Below are 17242 nucleotides of genomic sequence, written 5' to 3'. Positions count from 1 at the left end.
GCGAGCGTGCCTGGGCAGCGCCCCTCGGCGCGTCGAGGACCGGGAGTGCCTGTCTCGCCGTACATGGCGGCCGGCCGGATCGACAACCAACTATCTAGGGCGCGGATCGGCCCGATTTAGGGTTTTTGACCGACCTTACGAAGATTTAATTCAGCGAGCGCTCACAGACCGGGATGCGAGCGCAGATAGGCCGTTGCAATCGCACGCATGCGCTCGCCGTCGAAGCTTGGGCCGTGGCCGCCATGGCCGATGCGGATCGGCAGGTCGAGCAGGCGCCGCATGGTGCCGATATAGGCGGCGCGGTCGGAATCCGGCAGGCTGTCGATCAGCGTGTCGTCGTAGATGGCGTCGCCGCTGAAGAACAGGCCGTCGGCCTCGTCGAACAGCGCGATCGAATCCGGCGAATGCCCGGGCAGGTACAACACGCGGAATTGCCGGTCGCCGAGATCGATCACGTCGCCTTCGTCGAGGGTCCGCGTCAGCGGCGCCGACGGGATCTTGTAGTCGGCGGCTTTCCAGCCCGGCTCGGGCAGTTTCGAAACGGCGCCTTCAAGATCATGGAACATGTAGGCGTAGGTCGCCGCCTCATCCATGCTTTCGAATTGCGCCGCACTCATCCTGGGTCCCGCCCGCCATGGAAATTCGTGCAGCGAGCCGACATGGTCGAGATGGATATGGGTGGCGACGACCAGCAGCGGCTTTCCATCGGGCGTTTCGATCTCCGGCGCCAGCGGACGGATGCCCATGCCGGTGTCGACCAAAAGATCGGCGTCGCGGCCGCGAAGATGCCAGATATTGGCGCGCACATAGTCATGCACGAACGGCTCGGTCAGCATCGTCGTCTCGTCGTCGACGATGCTCTTGCTGAACCATTCCATCAGACGAATGGCTTCCCGACCTTGTACTTTTCCGGCACCAGCCGCTTGAGATAGGCCATGCCGGCCTCGGACAGCTGGTTGACCTCGGGCTGCATGAAATCGTCGGGCATGTGACGGGTCTTGCCGGCTACGTTCTTCAGCGGCACCTTCTTCAGCACCGTTTTAGCGCCGTCATACTGCAGCGCCACCGAGCCGCCGCCTTGTTCGGCGACGGAGACGGCGAAGGCGCCGGCATCGAAGGCCTCTTGCGCGTCGACGGCGCTGATGGCGCCGACATAGCCGCGCGGCATGTAGCCGAGTGCATCGACCCGGGCGCGCTTGCCCGGCAGGCCCTCGGCCAGCGCACGCTCGAGCGCCGCCGGCAGGTCGCTGCCCGACAGCTTGACGTTGCCATGCGCATCACGCTCAAGCTTGTCCGGCGGCACCAGGCTTTCGACCAGCGCCTTGCCGTCGGCGGTGCTGACACCTTCCGACACGGCGACGATGCAGCGTTTGTGGCGGTCGAGCGTGGCGCGCACGTCGTCGATGAAGCCGGCGGCCGAGAACGGCCGTTCCGGCACGTAGACCAGATGCGGGCCGCTATCGGGATCGAGCTGCCAGGCGGCGGCGGCCGCGGTCAGGAAGCCTGCATGCCGGCCCATGACGATGCCGACATAGATGCCGGGCAGGGCGCGGAAATCGAGATCGACGGACAGGAAGGCGCCGGCGACGAACTCGGCGGCCGAGATGAATCCCGGCGTGTGGTCGTTTTCCTCGAGGTCATTGTCGATGGTTTTCGGCGCATGGACGAAAGCGATGCTGCCACCGGCCGCATCGGTCAGGATCTGCTGCGTACCCGACGTGTCGTTGCCGCCAATATAGATGAAGGCGTCAGCGCCGGCCTTTTTGAGGCCGTTGAGGATGACGTCGCAATAGGCGGCATCCGGCTTGTCGCGCGTCGAGCCCAGTGCAGCGCTTGGCGTTCCGGCGATCAGCCGCAGGCGGTCTTCGGGAATGGCCGAGAGGTCGACATAATTGCCATCACGAATGCCGCGCACGCCGTGGATGGAGCCCAGCACCTTGGCGCCCGGATGCCGCTTGCGGATCTCCAGTGTCGCACCGACCACCGTCTGGTTGATGACGGCGGTCGGGCCGCCGCCCTGCGCGATGACAAAAGTTCCGGTCATTCCTGGCGTCTCCCGAAGCGATGATTTTCAAGGCACCTTGGCCTGTCTTTCCGCATCGCGCAACGGGAGAGTCCGGGGCAGGGCCCCGAACCGAAGGACCGCGTAAGCGGAAAGCGGACCGGTTTCGGAGAAGGTCCCGCTCAAAAATAGGACGGCCGCAAGCGGCGGCCACGATCACATGACGACCACCGGGTTTTTCTTCGAAACGCGGCTGTAGAGGTCGATGATGTCCTGGTTGATCAGACGCACGCAGCCCGACGACATCGCCTGGCCGATGCTCCACCATTCGGGCGAGCCGTGGATGCGATAGCCGGTGTCCTTGCCGTCCTGGTAGATGTAGAGCGCACGCGCCCCGAGCGGATTGGTCAGGCCGCCGGGCTGGCCGCCCTGCCATTTCACCAGTTCCGGCTTGCGCTGGATCATCTCGGGCGGCGGCGTCCAGGTCGGCCATTCCCTGCCATACTGGATGTTGGCGCGGCCGGACCAGCGAAAGCCGTCCTTGCCGATGCCGACGCCGTAGCGGATGGCATCGCCTCCCGGCTGGACGAGGTAGAGCATGCGCTCCTTGAGATGTACGACGATGGTGCCGGGCGCCTCGCCTGTGGTGTCGACGACGATCTGGCGGCGGAATTCCGGCTTGACCTTCAGGTACGGCACTTCAGGCACGTTGAAGCCGTTGTCGGTCAAGGCGGCGTACATGACATCGGCGCCGGTGATGTTCTTGTCGACGCTGATCGCGGGCCGCATCTGCGGCACCGAACCGGTTACCGTATTGTCGAGATCCAGCACCGGCATACCGCCGTCCCCGGAGGTCGAGCAGCCTGCGGCGCTGAGCAGCGCCAGCGCGCCTGCGCCGTACAGGACGGCGCGGCGGGAAAGATGAAGATCGGTATCGATTGCGCCGCCGTTTCGTGGCGGCGTCGGACCTCGCGGCAACTCACGCATGTACCCAAACCCTACGCTGTCGGCGGGAAGCACGGTCCGGCCGGATAGCGGGCATTTTCGTCATTCATGGTTGATAAAGCGTGAATATCCGTGTCGCCTGCGTTCGAGCATGGCTTGGCGGTGTTCGTCCGCTTCCGACGACGTCAGCCGAGCGGCGGCCTTCAGTCGGGAATGGCGCAAAAACAAAAAACAGGCCCCCTTTACATTCTCCCAGGGCTCAGGATTTATCCTTCTCTTTAACCCTAGGGAGACAAGCATGTCGTTCGAAAACTGGGCCGCTTTCGCCGCCGCGTCGAGCATCCTCCTCATCATTCCGGGTCCGACGATCCTGCTGGTCGTGTCCTATGCGCTGGGCCAGGGCTGGCGCACCGCCTTGCCGATGGCGGTCGGCGTGGCGCTCGGCGATTTCACCGCCATGACACTGTCGATGCTGGGCATCGGCGCCCTGCTTGCGGCCTCGGCGACCATCTTCACCGTCCTGAAGCTGATCGGCGCCGGCTATCTGATCTATCTCGGCGTAAAGCTGTTTCGCGCCGGCGGCACGCTGAAGGCCGAGCCGCGCACCGATGCAGTGTCGGCGGCCAAGATGATGGCGCATGCCTGGCTGGTCACCGCTCTCAACCCGAAAAGCATCACCTTCTTCGTCGCCTTCCTGCCCCAGTTCCTCGACCGGCATGCCAATTTCTGGACGCAGATGCTGGTCTTCGAGACGACCTTCCTGGCGCTCGCCTTCGCCAATGCCTTCGGTTATGCGCTGGTCGCGGCGCGCGCCCGCAATGTCGTGCGCAATCCCAAGGCGATCCGGATCTTCAACCGCACCGGCGGCACGCTGCTGGTCGGCGCCGGCATCGCCACCATGGCGATGCGCTCGGGTAATTGAAGCGGCGCGATCTTTCGGCTCGGTTCAAAGTCCAAAGTGTGGTGAGATTCAGGTCAGGCCGAGCCGAAAATGGTGGCTTTCGAGAACCGGAGCGGAGCGGACATGTGGTCCGCGAGCACCGGAAGCGCAGAGAGCCGCCATTTGCAGGCCGGCATCACCTGAATATCACCACACCTTTGTCACCATTTGACGCTGAAGCCCAGATTGCCCTCGAGGATGCGGCGCTTGTCGCCGCCGAGATTGGTGGTGTAGTCGCCGGTGGCGAAGATGCTGACCTTGTCGTTCACCTTAGCCACAACGCCGCCGCCGAATTCGAACGAGGTCGATCGGCCCTCGGTCGCGATATCGGTGGTGTCGAAGCTGACGGTGTCGGTGCCGCCGAAATCGTGCCAGAAATTGGCTTTGAGATAAGGCTGCACGGCCAAGCCGTTGATCGTTGTCTCGCCTTGCAGCCTCGCGCCCAGCCGGCCGGTGACGCTGCTGTCGGTGCCGAACGAAACCGACGAGAAGCGGTCCTCGGTATCGTCCAGCGACAAATGCTGCCAGACCAGTTGCGCCTGCGGCTCAAGCGTCCAGCCCTGTCCCAGCGCTATGGGATAGCCGCCTTCCAGCGAGGCCGTGACACCGGTGCCATCGACATCGATGCCGACGCCGCGCGACGACGTCGCGTCGCCACCGAAGAACGTGGCCATCAGGACGCCGTCGAGGTACCAGCCGCCCTGGCCGATGCGGGTCCAGTAACCACCGACACTGGTGCCGTTGACGTCGAGCTTGCCGACCGACAGATCGTTTTGTCCCAGCGCCTGGCCGCTCACGTCGCCCTTCATGCTGCCATAGGCGACGAACAGGCCGGCGCGATCGATTCCACCTGAAGCGGTCTCGCGTCCGAACACGTCGAAGCCTGCCTGAAGCCCGAACAGCGTGCCGTCGAAGGAGGGCGACACCGTTCCCGACCAGCCCATCTTGGCGTCCTGGCCGAAAATGCGGCCCCAGGCGGGCGACATCTCCGTATCCGACAGCAGACTCTGTTCGCCGCGCCGCTCGTGGAAGGTGCCGAGTGTCGTCATCGCCAGATGCTCTGCCACCGGCGGCAAGGCCGAATAGACCGGCACCTCGATGCGATAGAGCAGGATCTGCTCACCCGGTGCCGGGGTTGGCAGGTCAGGCACGACGGTAGGCACAACAGGTGGGGGCGGCGGTGGATCCGCAGGCGGTGCCGGTGGTGGTGGCGGAGGCGGCGCGGGTTCCGGGTCAGCGGCCTGCACCGGCGGCGTCGGGTCGACCGGCGGGTTGTTGATGTCGCCCTCGGTCGGCACAGGCACCGGTGGCAGATTCGACGGCGGTGGCGGTGGAGGCTCGGCCGCGGGCGGTTCGGGTTGGAGATTTGGCGCGGGTTCCAGCGCAGACGGCGCCGCCGCAGGCGACGTCGGCGTTATCAGCGTCGAGCGCAGATACCAGTTCTCCCCGCTGCCGGCGCTGACGCCACCCTTGAACAGGTAATATTCGAAAGCGCCTGCCGCGACCGGCGCGTCGAGGGCAAAGGCACTGGCGCTGGATGTGGCACCGTTGATCGCCTGGACGACCATGATGCCGTCCGCGGTGGTCTCGGCGCCTGCGCCGCCGACATTGATCACCCCGATGCCGGTCGAGCCGGACGCCGTTCCTCCCGACAGGATCAGCTTGTCGGAAGCGGACGTGTCATCGCCAAGTTCGGTCTGGATGAGCAGCAGCCCGCCGAGTCCTGTATAGTTGCCTGATATCGTCAGCCGGTCGGTGGCGCCGGTTGTGCCGTTGGTCAGGTCGATACGGCCGGCATTGACCACATTGGCCAACTGGCCGGACGTGAAGGCCTGGATCGCCGAGTTGAAGCCGCCGCCATAGAGCGTGCTTGCCTGATCGACATTGAGCGATCCGGTGCCCGTGCCGCTGTCGCCGAGCACGAGATTGCCGTCCAACATCAATTGGGTGTCGTTGGTGGCGTTGATCGTCTCCCAGTTCTGGACCCTGGCGATCCCCTCCAGCTTGACGTTGTCGAAGGTGAGCGTGTCGGTGCCTGCACCGCCCGTGATCGCCTTGGTGTCGCCGAGATTGCCATTGGTGAGGTTGCTGAGCTTGGCGGTGTCGTTGTCGCCGCCCAGATCGACGGAACCATAGATGATGCCGCCGCCGTTCCAGACGAAATTGTCGGAACCAACACTCATCAGCACATCGCCGCCGACCGTGCCGCCGGTAACCGTCACGCTGTCGGCGCCGCCGCTGACACTGATGTTGCCGCCGATTATGCCGCCCGACAGGATGATGGTGTCCTTGTCGAAACCGGTGACGAGGTTGCGGTCGATGGTGCCGCCGGACATGTTGAAATAGTTCTGGTCGAGCTTCATGTTGACACGGCCGATGCGCCCGCCGGTCATCACGGCACGATCGCCGTCGTCGAAGAAATCGACGATGCGCCCACCGGTCATGGTGAACGTGTCCAGCCCGTCGCCCTGGTTGAGTGAGCCGATCAGGCCGTCGCTCATGTTGAAGTCGTCAATGCCGGCGCCCTGCTGCACATTGCCGGCGACAGTGCCGGCGCCAATGGTGAAGAAATCCGTGCCATCGCCCTGGTCGACCGTGCCGGTGATGGTGCCGGACTGCATGTTGATGCGGTCCGTACCGATGCCGAAGGTGACATTGCCCGATATCTGCCCGGTTCCACCGGCGGGAAAGTTCAGCGTGTTGTTGCCATCGGTATCGGTGAGGCTTCCGCCCGAATCGCCGCTATCGCAGGTGTAGACGGTATTCCCCGCGGTTAGGCCCAGCATGCATGCCGCGAAGGCCGCGGAATTGGGCAGCAACGTCAGTGCTGTAGTTGCAAGAAAGCTAATAAGCCGTGGGTTGGTTCGTTTCGGCCCTTGCTGCAACAAAGCAACCGATTCGCTGGGGCACTCCGAACGACAGTTCGGAAGCTGTATTTCACTATGCCGCATCGCGTCCCCTCTCAGATCGCGATTTCAAGCCCGCCGCCGCGCCGCAATGAAGACACAATTCGTTCGATTTTACAAAGCCTAATCTGCACCGCATGGTTGATGAACTGCAAAAACTACTGGAACGGACCTGCGCGACATGCGGTTGGCGCGCCCGTGGCCCATGCGTTAAGATCGCTTTGGACCGAGGGGCAGCGTGCCCATGACGGTCCGATCGAGGGATTTCGCATGGCGATCAGGGATGGATTTGGCCTGGCATTTTCGGGCGCTACGGAAGCCGGGCTCGCGCCCTACAGCCAGGCGGTGCGCGAATTGCAGTGCTTCATCGGCGACCCCGTAGCCTCGGTCGACCGCGCTATCGCGGAAAATCCCGGTTTCGTCATGGCCCATGTCTTCAAGGGCTATCTGTTTGGCCTTGCCACCGAGCAGGAGGCGACGGCGGTGGCCAGGGCCTGCCACGAGGCGGCACTGCCGCTTGCCGCGACAACACGCGAGCAGGCGCATGTCCTGGCCCTCGGCCACCTCGCCAACGGGCGCTGGCATGATGCCGCCGGCATTCTCGAGGACATCGCCATCGACTTCCCGCTCGACGCCGTGGCATTGCAGGTCGGTCACCAGGTCGACTTCTTCACCGGCAATGCCCGCATGCTGCGCGACCGCATCGCCCGCGCCCTGCCATCGTGGCAAAGCGGCATGCCCGGCTACCATGCCGTCCTCGGCATGCAGGCGTTCGGGCTGGAGGAGATGGGCGACTATGGCAGGGCCGAAAGGCTCGGCCGCGCGGCGGTCGAGATCGAGCCGCGCGACGGCTGGGCGCAGCACGCGGTTGCCCATGTCATGGAAATGCAAAGCCGGCAAAGGGACGGCATTGCCTGGATGCGCGCCGATCCCGAGGCGTGGACGCGGGAAAGCTTCCTGCAGGTGCACAATTGGTGGCACCTGGCGCTGTTTCACTACGATCTCGGCGAGACCGACGAGGTGCTGGCGCTCTATGACGGGCCGATCTACGGCACGCCGTCGGCAATGGCGCTGAACATGGTCGATGCGTCGGCGATCCTGTGGCGGCTTTATCTCGGCGGCGTCGATGTCGGCGATCGCTGGGCCGCGCTCGCCGCCAACTGGCCCAAGGTCGGCGCCGGCAACTATGCCTTCAACGACGCACACGCGATGATGGCTTTTGTCGGAGCCGGTCTCGACGCGGCAGCCCTTGGCTTGCTCGATGCGCAGCGCGAGGCCATGCATGGCAGCGACGACAATGCGGCTTTCACCCGCGATGTCGGCCATCCGCTGACGCGGGCGATCAAGGCATTCGGCGAGGGCAACTATACCGAGGCTATACGTTTGATCAGGCCGATCCGGGCGATCGCGCATCGTTTCGGCGGCAGCCACGCACAGCGCGACGTCATCGACCTGACGCTGATCGAAGCCGCCTTGCGAGCTGGTGACGCCGCGCTTGCCAGGGCGCTCACGGCCGAGCGTTCGGCGGCACGCCCGGACAGTCCGCTGTCGGTGCTGTTTTCGCGACGCGCCGCCGATTTGTCGGAGAATTGACCCGAAGCGGATCTTGCCTTAAAAACTGGCTCGGCCAGATTTTTTCGAGATCCGAAAAAAATAATGGCATGGGAGGATAACATGTATCTCGGCCTCGACCTGGGCACGTCGGGCGTCAAGGCGCTGCTGATCGATGCCGGACAATCCGTCATCGGCTCCGGCCATGGTTCGCTTGACGTCTCGCGGCCGCATCCCGGCTGGTCCGAACAGGATCCGTCGCACTGGATACGCGCCTGCGAAGAGGCGATCGCCGAACTGAAAGCTTCCCATCCCCGCCAGTTCGCGGCGGTGAAAGGCATCGGCCTGTCGGGCCAGATGCATGGCGCGACCTTGCTCGATGCGGCTGACGGGGTGCTACGCCCCTGCATCCTGTGGAACGACACGCGCAGTCATGTCGAGGCGGCAGCGCTGGACGCCGATCCGCGTTTCCGCGCACTCACCGGCAACATCGTCTTTCCTGGCTTCACCGCGCCGAAGCTCGCCTGGGTGAAGAACAACGAGCCCGCGGTCTTCGCCAAAGTGGCCAAGGTGCTGCTGCCGAAGGATTTCCTGCGGCTTTGGCTGACCGGCGAACACATTTCGGAAATGTCTGATGCGGCCGGCACGGCCTGGCTCGATGTCGGCAAGCGCCGCTGGTCCGGGGATCTGCTCGCCGCCACGTCGCTCGACGAGACGCAGATGCCGTCCCTTGTCGAGGGCACCGGGAAGGCCGGCGGATTGCGCGCCGAATTGGCGTCGAAATGGGGCGTCGAGGCGGGCATCCCGGTTGCCGGCGGCGCCGGCGACAATGCGGCTTCGGCCTGCGGCATGGGCACGGTCGGTGCCGGCCATGCCTTTGTTTCACTGGGCACGTCGGGCGTGCTGTTTGCCGCCAACGCATCCTATCTGCCCAACCCGGCAAGCGCGGTCCATACTTTCTGCCACGCGCTGCCCAACACCTGGCATCAGATGGGCGTGATCCTGTCGGCGACCGATTCGCTCAACTGGCTATCGGAGATCACGGGCAAGGGCGCGGGCGAGCTGACAACGGAACTCGGCGATGCGTTGAAAGCGCCGAGCGGCGTGTCGTTCCTGCCCTACCTTTCGGGCGAGCGCACACCGCACAATGATTCCGCCATTCGCGGCTCCTTCACCGGGCTGGCGCATGAATCGAGCCGTGCGGTGCTGACCCAGGCGGTGCTCGAAGGCGTCGCCTTTGCCTTCCGCGACAGTCTCGAAGCCCTGAAGACAGCCGGTACCGTGCTGACGCGCGCGACGGCGATCGGCGGCGGTTCGCGCTCGCGCTACTGGCTGAAGGCGATCGCCACCGCGCTGCAGCTGCCGGTGGATATTCCCGCCGACGGCGATTTCGGCGCCGCCTTTGGCGCCGCCAGGCTCGGCCTGATCGCGGCGACCGGCGCGGATCCGCTGGCGGTGTGCACGGCGCCGAAGACGGACGCCACGATCGAACCGGATGCAGCACTTGGCGGAGCATATGCTGACGCCTATCAGCGCTACCGGGCGCTGTATCCGGCGATCAGGGCCGTAACCGCGTGAGTCAGTGCGAGGCGCCCTCCTCTGCCCTGCCGGGCATCTCCCCCTCAAGGGGGGAGATCGGCAGCGTTGGCGGCTTTGCTCGTTTTGCAAGGTTAATAATTAGCGAAGACGGGAAAGACAGCCAATCTCCCCCCCTGAGGGGGAGATGGCCGGCAGGCCAGAGGGGGGCGCCTCGCACCTGCCTTACCCGGAAACCCTCACTGCGCCGGCACCTTGTCGAGAAAACCGGTGACGCTCTTCAGGCGTCCGTTCTCGATGATGCCGATATCCGTGCCTTCGATGACCGAAGGGACACCCTCCGGGCCAAGATTCCAGGAGAAGCGGATCTTGTCGGCAAACCCGTCCGGCGTGCCCTTCAACGAGAACCGGAAGCCGGCAAAGCGCTGCTGCACGCCGTCGATCAGGGCTGCGACGCCTTCGTGTCCGTCGCCCTGCATGATCGGATCGCGATAGCTGACGTCTTCGGTGAAGGTGGCCTTCAGCAATTCGGCGCGGCGGCTGGCATCGCTTTCGTTCCAGGCGGTGATGTAGCCCTCGGCGATTGTGTTGAGGTCGGTCATGGTCTGTCTCCTTTGCTTGACGGCTTTGACATGAGCCTTTTCGACCACCGCGGACCCGAAACCAATTACGCCTGAGGTAATCAAGGCGAATTACCCGAGACCTATTCGAGAGAGGACAGAAATCATGAGCAGCGGATTTTTCGGCGACATCCAGAAGATCAAATACGAGGGACCGGATTCGACCAATCCGCTGGCCTACCGGTTCTACAACCCCGATGAGGTGGTGGCGGGCAAGCGGCTGGAAGACCATTTGCGCTTCGCCGTCGCCTACTGGCATTCCTTCGCCTGGCCGGGCGGCGATCCGTTCGGCGGCCAGACTTTCGACCGCCCGTGGTTCCCCAAGGCCGGTGGCGTCGACACGATGGAACTGGCCAAGCTGAAGGCGGACGTCGCCTTCGAGATGTTCTCGCTGCTCGGTGCGCCCTATTTCTGCTTCCACGACGCCGATGTGCGGCCCGAGGGCAAGGATTTCTCCGAGAGCGCCGCCCGCCTGGACGAAATCGCCGATTATTTCGCGGGCAAGATGAAGCAGACCGGCGTCAAGCTTTTGTGGGGCACGGCGAACCTGTTTTCCAACCGCCGCTTCATGTCGGGCGCCGCCACCAATCCCGATCCGGATGTCTTTGCCTATGCGGCGGCGACGGTGAAAAGCTGCATCGACGTCACCAAGCGGCTGAAGGGCGAGAACTACGTGCTGTGGGGCGGCCGCGAAGGCTATGAGACGCTGCTCAACACCGATCTTGGCCGCGAGCAGGAACAGGCCGGCCGTTTCCTCAGCCTCGTCGTTGATTATAAGCACAAGATCGGCTTCAAGGGCACCATCCTGATCGAGCCGAAGCCGCAGGAGCCGACCAAGCATCAGTACGATTACGACGTCGCCACCGTTTACGGCTTCCTCAAGCGCTTCGGCCTGGAGAAGGAAGTAAAGCTCAACATCGAGCAGGGCCACGCCATCCTGGCCGGCCATTCCTTCGAGCACGAACTGGCGCTGGCCAATGCGCTCGGCGTGTTCGGCTCGATCGACATGAACCGCAACGACTACCAGTCGGGCTGGGACACCGACCAGTTCCCCAACAATGTGCCGGAAATGGCGCTGGCCTATTATCAGGTCCTGCAGGCCGGCGGTTTCAAGACCGGCGGCACCAACTTCGACGCCAAGCTGCGCCGCCAGTCGCTCGACCCGCAGGATCTGCTGATCGGCCATATCGGCGGCATGGACGCCTGCGCGCGCGGCCTGAAGGCCGCGGCCCGCATGGTCGAGGACAAGGCACTGTCCGCGCCGCTCGCCGAGCGCTATGCCGGCTGGAACAGTGCCGAGGCCAAGGCGATGCTGTCGGGCAAGCGCACGCTGGAGGATATCGCAGAGCGCGTGGTGAAGAAGAAGATCGAGCCGCAGCCGCGCTCCGGCCGCCAGGAACTGCTGGAGAACATCGTCAACCGCTACGTCTGAGGTCGGAAGGCCGATTCGTATTGCTCGAGGGCGGCTGGATAACACTCCCGCCGCCCTGGAACAGCCTGCGCCAAAGCGCCCGTCCGGCGACAAGCTTTTGCCCCCAGACGCCCCTCAATGGCCTCGCTCTTGCCTTCAAACAGCCGTCACGTATCTCGTATAACAATGACCTGTGGCGGGTGAAAAGGAAGGAGGCGAACCGATATGCAGCACGAACGCGAAATCGACGCCCTACTGGCATCCGGCGAGACCGGATCGATCATCGACCGGCTGATGGCGCTGCCGAGGCCGACCGACGACGTGAAAAACCAATGGGATCGCGCCGTCAGCAACCGTTTTGAAGTCCGGCTGGCGAGACAGATGCGCTCGCAGATCGACGCTGGCGGCGATCGTCAGAACGCCGCATAATCTCCCCGAACTAAAACTATCCTCGGCGCAGCCTGACCGGTGCTTCGCCGAAAGCTCTTGAAAACGCTCTGGAAAATGCCGCGGCGGACGAGAACCCTGTTCGCCCGGCAATATCCGCCATGGCCACGCGCGTGTCGACAACCAGCCGGCGTGCCGCAGCCAGCCGCAGCCTGAGATAATAGGCGCCCGGCGTCTCTCCGATCGATCTGCGAAAAATGCTTTCCAGCGTTCGTGCCGTCACCCCGGCGCGCTTGGCCACTGCTTCGATGGTCAGCGGCTGGTCGACATGTGATTCCATCAGCCGGATGGCCTGCGCCAGGCGCGGATCGTAGCCGTCGAGCCGGCCGAGCGAGACCAATGGCTGGGCATCGGTCGCGGCACGGGCCTGGTCGTAGATGAAGACGCTGGCGACATCGAGCGCCACCGCCATGCCGAGCCGCGTGCGAATCAAATGCAGCATCAGGTCGAAGGTCGGCGAGGCGCCGCCCGAGGTGAACACCGGCCCGTCGATGACATAGCGGTCCGGGCGGACATCGACGCCGGGAAAGGCCGACGAGAAATCCTCCATGTCTTCCCAGTGGGTGGTGGCGCTGCGCCCCTCCAAAAGGCCGGCGCGGGCCACCAGCCAGGTGCCGGCCTCGACGCCGCCGCATGCGCGGGTCGCGCGGGCCGCTCGCCGCAGCCCTGACAGCAGCGCTGTCGTGGCATAATTCTGGGTGCCGAAACCGGCGACGACGACGAGAACGTCGGTTGGCTCGGCCGCGTCGAAGCGCCCGCTGACCGCCACCGGCAGCCCGCATGTGGTGACCGGAGCCTCGCCGGTCACCGAGACCAGCTTGAAATCGAACAGGGTCTCGCCGGAGATGCGATTGGCGGCGCGCAGCGGATCGACGGCCGAGGCCACGCACATGATCGACGAGCCGGAAAACACCAGCAGCGTCACCTTGAGCGGCGAGCGCTCGGCGCGAAAGATCGTCGGTTTTTCGCTTTTGGTCATGGAAGCTTCGTAAAACGCAAAACAGTTTCCGGCAAGTCGGGCATTGTTGGGGTCTGTATCTATGGGAGGAGAGTTCCATGCCGCTCGCGATGAACCGTGAGGTCTTCATTACCTGTGCCGTGACCGGATCCGGCGGCTCGCAGGATCGCAGCCCGCATGTGCCGCGCTCGCCCAAGCAGATCGCCGATTCGGCCATCGATGCGGCCAAGGCGGGTGCGGCGATCGTCCACTGCCATGTGCGCGATCCCGAGACCGGCAAGCCCAGGCGCGACGTACATCTCTACCGCGAAGTCACCGAGCGCATCCGCGAAGCCAATGTCGATGTCGTGCTCAACCTGACCGCCGGCATGGGCGGCGACATGGTGTTCGGCTCGCCGGAGGCACCATTGCCGCTCAACGAAAAAGGCACCGACATGGGCGGCGCCACCAACCGCATGGAGCATGTGCGCCAGTGCCTGCCGGAGATCTGCACGCTGGATTGCGGCACCATGAACTTCGCCGAGGCAGACTACGTCATGACCAACACGCCCGGCATGCTGCGCGCCATGGGCGGCATGATGACGGCGCTCGGCGTCAAGCCGGAGATCGAGGCCTTCGACACCGGCCATCTCTGGTTCGCCAAGCAACTGGTCGAGGAGAAGGTGCTCAATCCCGATGCGCTGGTGCAGCTCTGCATGGGCGTGCCGTGGGGCGCGCCTGACGACCTCAACACCTTCATGGCCATGGTCAACAACGTGCCGTCGACCTGGAACTGGTCGGCCTTCGCCATCGGCCGCAACCAGATGGCCTATGCCGCCGCGGCAGTGCTGGCCGGCGGCAATGTCCGCGTCGGGCTGGAAGACAATCTCTGGCTCGACAAGGGCGTGCTGGCCACCAACGCGCAACTGGTCGAGCGCGCCGCCAGCATCGTCACCAATCTCGGCGCCAGGATCCTTGGCCCGGAAGAAGTGCGCAAGAAGCTGAACCTGACCAAGCGGGCACCGATCGCGGCATAGTTTGGAGGGCGTCGAACATGACAACCGTCAAATTCACCGCGATGAAGGATGGCGACAGGGACGATTACGAGTTCCTGACCGCCCATGAGATCGACTACGCCGCCAAAACCGGCGAGCGGCTGCTCGACGCGCTGGTTCAGCTCGACGAGGGCCTGTCCGGCTACAAGATCACCCGGCTCGGCCATTCGCTGCAGGCGGCGACGCGCGCCTGGCGCGACGGCGCCGACACCGACTGGATCGCTTGCGCGCTGCTGCACGACATCGGCGACATCTACGCGCCCTATAATCACGATGAATACGCCGCTTCGATCCTGAAGCCCTTCGTGCGTGAGCAATGCACCTGGGTGGTGGAAAAGCACGGCGATTTCCAGCGCCTCTACTACGCCCATCATCTGGGCGGCAATCGCCATGCCCGCGACCGCTTCGCCGGCCACGCCTATTTCGACGATTGCGACCAGTTTTGCGAACGCTGGGACCAGTCGAGCTTCGACCCCGACTACGAGACGCTGCCGATCGAGTTCTTCCGGCCCTTCGTGCTCGAGGTCTTTGCCCGCAAGGCCTACGACCCCTCGGTCATTCGCGCCGGCGAGCGCGTGCCCCTCGTCGATCCCACAACAGCCAAGACAAGAACCGGAGCATCCGCATGAGCATCGTCAACAAGGCAGCCGCCATCGGCGGCGGTGTCATCGGCGCCGGCTGGGTGGCGCGCCTGCTCTTGAACGGCATCGACGTATCGATCTTCGATCCGGATCCCGAGGCCTCGCGCAAGGTCTCCGAAGTGATGAAGGGCGCGCGCCGCGCCTACAAGCAGATGGTTCCCGGCGGCCTGCCGAAAGAGGGCAAGCTGACTTTCGCCAAGACCATCGCCGAAGCCGTCGCCGATGCCGATTTCATCCAGGAGAGCGTGCCGGAACGGCTCGACCTCAAGCACCGCGTGCTGGCCGAGATCGACACCCACGCGCCGGCCAACGCCATCGTCGGTTCGTCCACCTCCGGCATCAAGCCGACCGACATGCAGGTGGCGATGAAGAAGCATCCGGAGCGGTTGGTCGTCGGCCACCCGTTCAACCCGGTCTACCTCCTGCCGCTGGTCGAGATCGTCGGCGGCGAGCAGACCTTTCCCGAGGCGATCGAGGTCGCCAGGGAGATCTATGCCTCGATCGGCATGAAGCCTGTCGTCATCCGCAAGGAGATCGAAGCTTTCGTCGGCGACCGCCTGCTCGAAGCAGCATGGCGCGAGGCGCTGTGGCTGATCAAGGACGGTATCTGCACCGTCGAGGAACTCGACGACATCATGCGCTATGGCTTCGGCCTGCGCTGGGCGCAGATGGGCATGTTCCAGGTCTATCGCGTTGCCGGCGGCGAGGCCGGCATGCGCCACTTCATGGCGCAGTTCGGGCCTTGCCTGAAATGGCCGTGGACCAAGCTGATGGACGTGCCGGAGTTCAACGACGAACTGGTCGACCTGATCGCCACGCAATCGGACGACCAGGCCCACGGCCTGTCGATCCGCGAGCTGGAAAAGATCCGCGACGACAATCTGGTCGCGATCATGGATGCGCTGTCGAAGCAGAACAAGGGCAAGGGCTGGGGCGCAGGCGCGCTGCACAAGGACTATACCAGGCAGCTCGCCAAGCTGGCGGCCAAGAAGCCGGCGGCCTCCAAGGCGGCCGAGAAGGCCAAGGCCGGCAAGCCGGTGAAGAAAGCCGAAAAGCCGAAGAAAAAGAAGAAGGGCTGAAGACCATGGATTTTGGTCTGTCGGAGGAACAGAAGCTCATTGTCGAGACGACGCGCGCCTTCGTCGAGAATGAGCTTTACCCGCATGAGCGCGAGGTCGAACGCACCGGCGTGCTGCGCCGCGAGCTGATCGAAGAGATCAAGGCCAAGGCGATCGAGGCCGGCCTTTATGCCGCCAACATGCCCGCCGATGTCGGTGGCGCGGGCCTCGATACGGTGACCTGGCTGCTCTACGAAAAGGAACTCGGCCGCGCCAATTACGCGCTGCACTGGACCTGCGTGGCGCGCCCCTCCAACATCCTGCTCGCCGGCACGCCCGAACAACGCGAAAAATACCTGTTCCCTTGCATCCGTGGCGAGAAATGGGACTGCCTGGCCATGACCGAGCCCGGCGCCGGCTCGGACCTGCGCGGCATGAAGGCGACCGCCGTGCAGGACGGCGACGACTGGGTGCTGAACGGCACCAAGCATTTCATCTCCCACGCCGACCTTGCCGATTTCGCGATTTGTTTCATGGCCTCGGGAGAGGAAGAAACGGCGCGCGGCAAACGCAAGAAGATCACCGCCTTCGTCGTCGACAAGGGCACCAAGGGTTTCACGGTGCGCGACGGCTACCGCAACGTCTCGCATCGCGGCTACACCAACGCCATCCTTGAATTCGACGATTGCCGTCTGCCCGCAAGCCAGGTCCTCGGCGAAGTGCACAAGGGCTTTGACGTCGCCAATTCCTGGCTCGGCGCCACCCGCCTGCAGGTCGGCGCTACCTGTCTCGGCCGCGCCGAGCGGGCGCTCGGCCACGCCATCGAGTATTCCGCGCAGCGCCAGCAGTTCGGCCAGCAGATCGGCAAGTTCCAGGGCGTGTCGTTCAAGCTCGCCGACATGGCGACCGAACTCAAGGCTGCCGACCTGATGGTGTTCGAAGCCGGCTGGAAGTACGATCAAGGCACAGTCACCGACCAGGACATGGCCATGGCCAAGCTGAAGGCCACCGAAATGCTCGCTTTCGTCGCTGACGAGGCCATCCAGATCCATGGCGGCATGGGCCTGATGGACGACCTGCCGCTGGAACGCATCTGGCGTGACGCCCGCGTCGAGCGCATCTGGGAAGGCACGTCGGAAATCCAGCGTCACATCATTTCGCGGGCGCTGCTGCGCCCGTTCGGGGCATGACAT

At 64.3% G+C, this 17242-nt stretch carries 15 protein-coding genes; 9 read left to right on the top strand and 6 right to left on the bottom strand.

Features of this window, described 5'->3' with window-relative positions; translation table 11 throughout:
• Positions 1–161: 161 nt before the first annotated feature.
• The 3 genes from FJ978_RS22475 to FJ978_RS22465 all read right to left on the bottom strand — a co-directional run bounded on the left by FJ978_RS22475 (position 162) and on the right by FJ978_RS22465 (position 2989).
• Positions 162–878, bottom strand: a complete 717-nt coding sequence (locus FJ978_RS22475; protein ID WP_181176646.1) for an MBL fold metallo-hydrolase — start codon at positions 876–878, stop codon at positions 162–164.
• Entirely contained in the window at positions 878–2044 is a 1167-nt protein-coding gene (locus tag FJ978_RS22470; protein ID WP_140574079.1) for a diphosphate--fructose-6-phosphate 1-phosphotransferase, read from the bottom strand. The genes FJ978_RS22475 and FJ978_RS22470 overlap by 1 nt, the downstream gene beginning before the upstream one ends.
• 174 nt (positions 2045–2218) lie before the next feature.
• Positions 2219–2989, bottom strand: a complete 771-nt coding sequence (locus FJ978_RS22465; RefSeq protein ID WP_140574077.1) for a L,D-transpeptidase — start codon at positions 2987–2989, stop codon at positions 2219–2221.
• Positions 2990–3245: 256 nt separating this feature from the next.
• Here FJ978_RS22465 and FJ978_RS22460 point away from each other — a divergent pair, with 256 nt between their 5' ends.
• Positions 3246–3869 carry a LysE family translocator gene (locus tag FJ978_RS22460; protein WP_140574071.1) on the top strand — a complete coding sequence of 208 codons (624 nt, stop codon included), beginning with the start codon at positions 3246–3248 and terminating at the stop codon, positions 3867–3869.
• Positions 3870–4048: 179 nt separating this feature from the next.
• On the opposite strand, the gene FJ978_RS22455 is transcribed toward FJ978_RS22460, so the two are convergent.
• Positions 4049–6838 carry an autotransporter outer membrane beta-barrel domain-containing protein gene (locus FJ978_RS22455; RefSeq protein ID WP_140574069.1) on the bottom strand — a complete coding sequence of 930 codons (2790 nt, stop codon included), beginning with the start codon at positions 6836–6838 and terminating at the stop codon, positions 4049–4051.
• Positions 6839–7063: 225 nt separating this feature from the next.
• Here FJ978_RS22455 and FJ978_RS22450 point away from each other — a divergent pair, with 225 nt between their 5' ends.
• The gene (locus FJ978_RS22450; RefSeq protein ID WP_140574067.1) at positions 7064–8386 is read left to right on the top strand and encodes a tetratricopeptide repeat protein; all 1323 of its coding nucleotides are present in this window, start codon (positions 7064–7066) and stop codon (positions 8384–8386) included.
• An 81-nt stretch (positions 8387–8467) separates the two neighbouring features.
• Positions 8468–9922 carry a xylulokinase gene (gene xylB / locus FJ978_RS22445; protein ID WP_013891688.1) on the top strand — a complete coding sequence of 485 codons (1455 nt, stop codon included), beginning with the start codon at positions 8468–8470 and terminating at the stop codon, positions 9920–9922.
• 197 nt (positions 9923–10119) lie between these two features.
• Here the strand turns inward: xylB and FJ978_RS22435 are convergent, their stop codons facing one another.
• Positions 10120–10482 carry a nuclear transport factor 2 family protein gene (locus tag FJ978_RS22435; protein WP_140574063.1) on the bottom strand — a complete coding sequence of 121 codons (363 nt, stop codon included), beginning with the start codon at positions 10480–10482 and terminating at the stop codon, positions 10120–10122.
• A 124-nt stretch (positions 10483–10606) separates the two neighbouring features.
• Here FJ978_RS22435 and xylA point away from each other — a divergent pair, with 124 nt between their 5' ends.
• Both xylA and FJ978_RS22425 read left to right on the top strand, forming a co-directional pair.
• On the top strand, positions 10607–11932 hold the full coding sequence (gene xylA, locus FJ978_RS22430) for a xylose isomerase (RefSeq protein WP_140574061.1): 1326 nt from the start codon (positions 10607–10609) through the stop codon (positions 11930–11932).
• Positions 11933–12136: 204 nt separating this feature from the next.
• Positions 12137–12340 carry a hypothetical protein gene (locus FJ978_RS22425; RefSeq protein WP_013891685.1) on the top strand — a complete coding sequence of 68 codons (204 nt, stop codon included), beginning with the start codon at positions 12137–12139 and terminating at the stop codon, positions 12338–12340.
• A gap of 16 nt (positions 12341–12356) precedes the next feature.
• Here FJ978_RS22425 and FJ978_RS22420 read toward each other — a convergent pair whose 3' ends face one another.
• Entirely contained in the window at positions 12357–13337 is a 981-nt protein-coding gene (locus FJ978_RS22420) for a GlxA family transcriptional regulator (protein ID WP_140574059.1), read from the bottom strand.
• A gap of 77 nt (positions 13338–13414) precedes the next feature.
• On the opposite strand from FJ978_RS22420, the gene FJ978_RS22415 reads away from it, so the two are divergent.
• Genes FJ978_RS22415 through FJ978_RS22400 form a run of 4 tightly spaced genes read left to right on the top strand, consistent with a single transcriptional unit; the run spans position 13415 to position 17239 of the window.
• Positions 13415–14332 (top strand): 3-keto-5-aminohexanoate cleavage protein, encoded by a 918-nt coding sequence (locus FJ978_RS22415; RefSeq protein ID WP_013891683.1) that lies wholly within the window; start codon positions 13415–13417, stop codon positions 14330–14332.
• Between the two features lie 17 nt (positions 14333–14349).
• A complete protein-coding gene (locus FJ978_RS22410) occupies positions 14350–14979 on the top strand; it encodes an HD domain-containing protein (protein ID WP_140574057.1) in 630 nt (209 codons plus the stop codon).
• Entirely contained in the window at positions 14976–16070 is a 1095-nt protein-coding gene (locus tag FJ978_RS22405) for a carnitine 3-dehydrogenase (RefSeq protein ID WP_023775988.1), read from the top strand. The genes FJ978_RS22410 and FJ978_RS22405 overlap by 4 nt, the downstream gene beginning before the upstream one ends.
• Positions 16071–16075: 5 nt before the next feature.
• The gene (locus FJ978_RS22400; RefSeq protein ID WP_140574055.1) at positions 16076–17239 is read left to right on the top strand and encodes an acyl-CoA dehydrogenase; all 1164 of its coding nucleotides are present in this window, start codon (positions 16076–16078) and stop codon (positions 17237–17239) included.
• The last annotated feature ends 3 nt before the right edge of the window (positions 17240–17242 follow it).

The organism is Mesorhizobium sp. B1-1-7, from assembly GCF_006442705.1.
Lineage (GTDB): Bacteria > Pseudomonadota > Alphaproteobacteria > Rhizobiales > Rhizobiaceae > Mesorhizobium > Mesorhizobium opportunistum.
The sequence above is the reverse complement of the archived record's forward strand: the minus strand, read 5'-3'. Positions and strand labels throughout refer to the sequence as shown.

Coding starts and splice junctions, on each gene's coding strand:
- FJ978_RS22410 (WP_140574057.1), top strand. CDS start 14,350: ATGACAACCGTCAAATTCACCGCGATGAAGGATGGCGACAGGGACGAT.
- FJ978_RS22425 (WP_013891685.1), top strand. CDS start 12,137: ATGCAGCACGAACGCGAAATCGACGCCCTACTGGCATCCGGCGAGACC.
- FJ978_RS22455 (WP_140574069.1), bottom strand. CDS start 6,838: ATGCGGCATAGTGAAATACAGCTTCCGAACTGTCGTTCGGAGTGCCCC.
- FJ978_RS22460 (WP_140574071.1), top strand. CDS start 3,246: ATGTCGTTCGAAAACTGGGCCGCTTTCGCCGCCGCGTCGAGCATCCTC.
- FJ978_RS22405 (WP_023775988.1), top strand. CDS start 14,976: ATGAGCATCGTCAACAAGGCAGCCGCCATCGGCGGCGGTGTCATCGGC.
- FJ978_RS22450 (WP_140574067.1), top strand. CDS start 7,064: ATGGCGATCAGGGATGGATTTGGCCTGGCATTTTCGGGCGCTACGGAA.
- FJ978_RS22400 (WP_140574055.1), top strand. CDS start 16,076: ATGGATTTTGGTCTGTCGGAGGAACAGAAGCTCATTGTCGAGACGACG.
- xylA (WP_140574061.1), top strand. CDS start 10,607: ATGAGCAGCGGATTTTTCGGCGACATCCAGAAGATCAAATACGAGGGA.
- FJ978_RS22475 (WP_181176646.1), bottom strand. CDS start 878: ATGGAATGGTTCAGCAAGAGCATCGTCGACGACGAGACGACGATGCTG.
- FJ978_RS22415 (WP_013891683.1), top strand. CDS start 13,415: ATGCCGCTCGCGATGAACCGTGAGGTCTTCATTACCTGTGCCGTGACC.
- FJ978_RS22420 (WP_140574059.1), bottom strand. CDS start 13,337: ATGACCAAAAGCGAAAAACCGACGATCTTTCGCGCCGAGCGCTCGCCG.
- FJ978_RS22470 (WP_140574079.1), bottom strand. CDS start 2,044: ATGACCGGAACTTTTGTCATCGCGCAGGGCGGCGGCCCGACCGCCGTC.
- FJ978_RS22435 (WP_140574063.1), bottom strand. CDS start 10,482: ATGACCGACCTCAACACAATCGCCGAGGGCTACATCACCGCCTGGAAC.
- xylB (WP_013891688.1), top strand. CDS start 8,468: ATGTATCTCGGCCTCGACCTGGGCACGTCGGGCGTCAAGGCGCTGCTG.
- FJ978_RS22465 (WP_140574077.1), bottom strand. CDS start 2,989: ATGCGTGAGTTGCCGCGAGGTCCGACGCCGCCACGAAACGGCGGCGCA.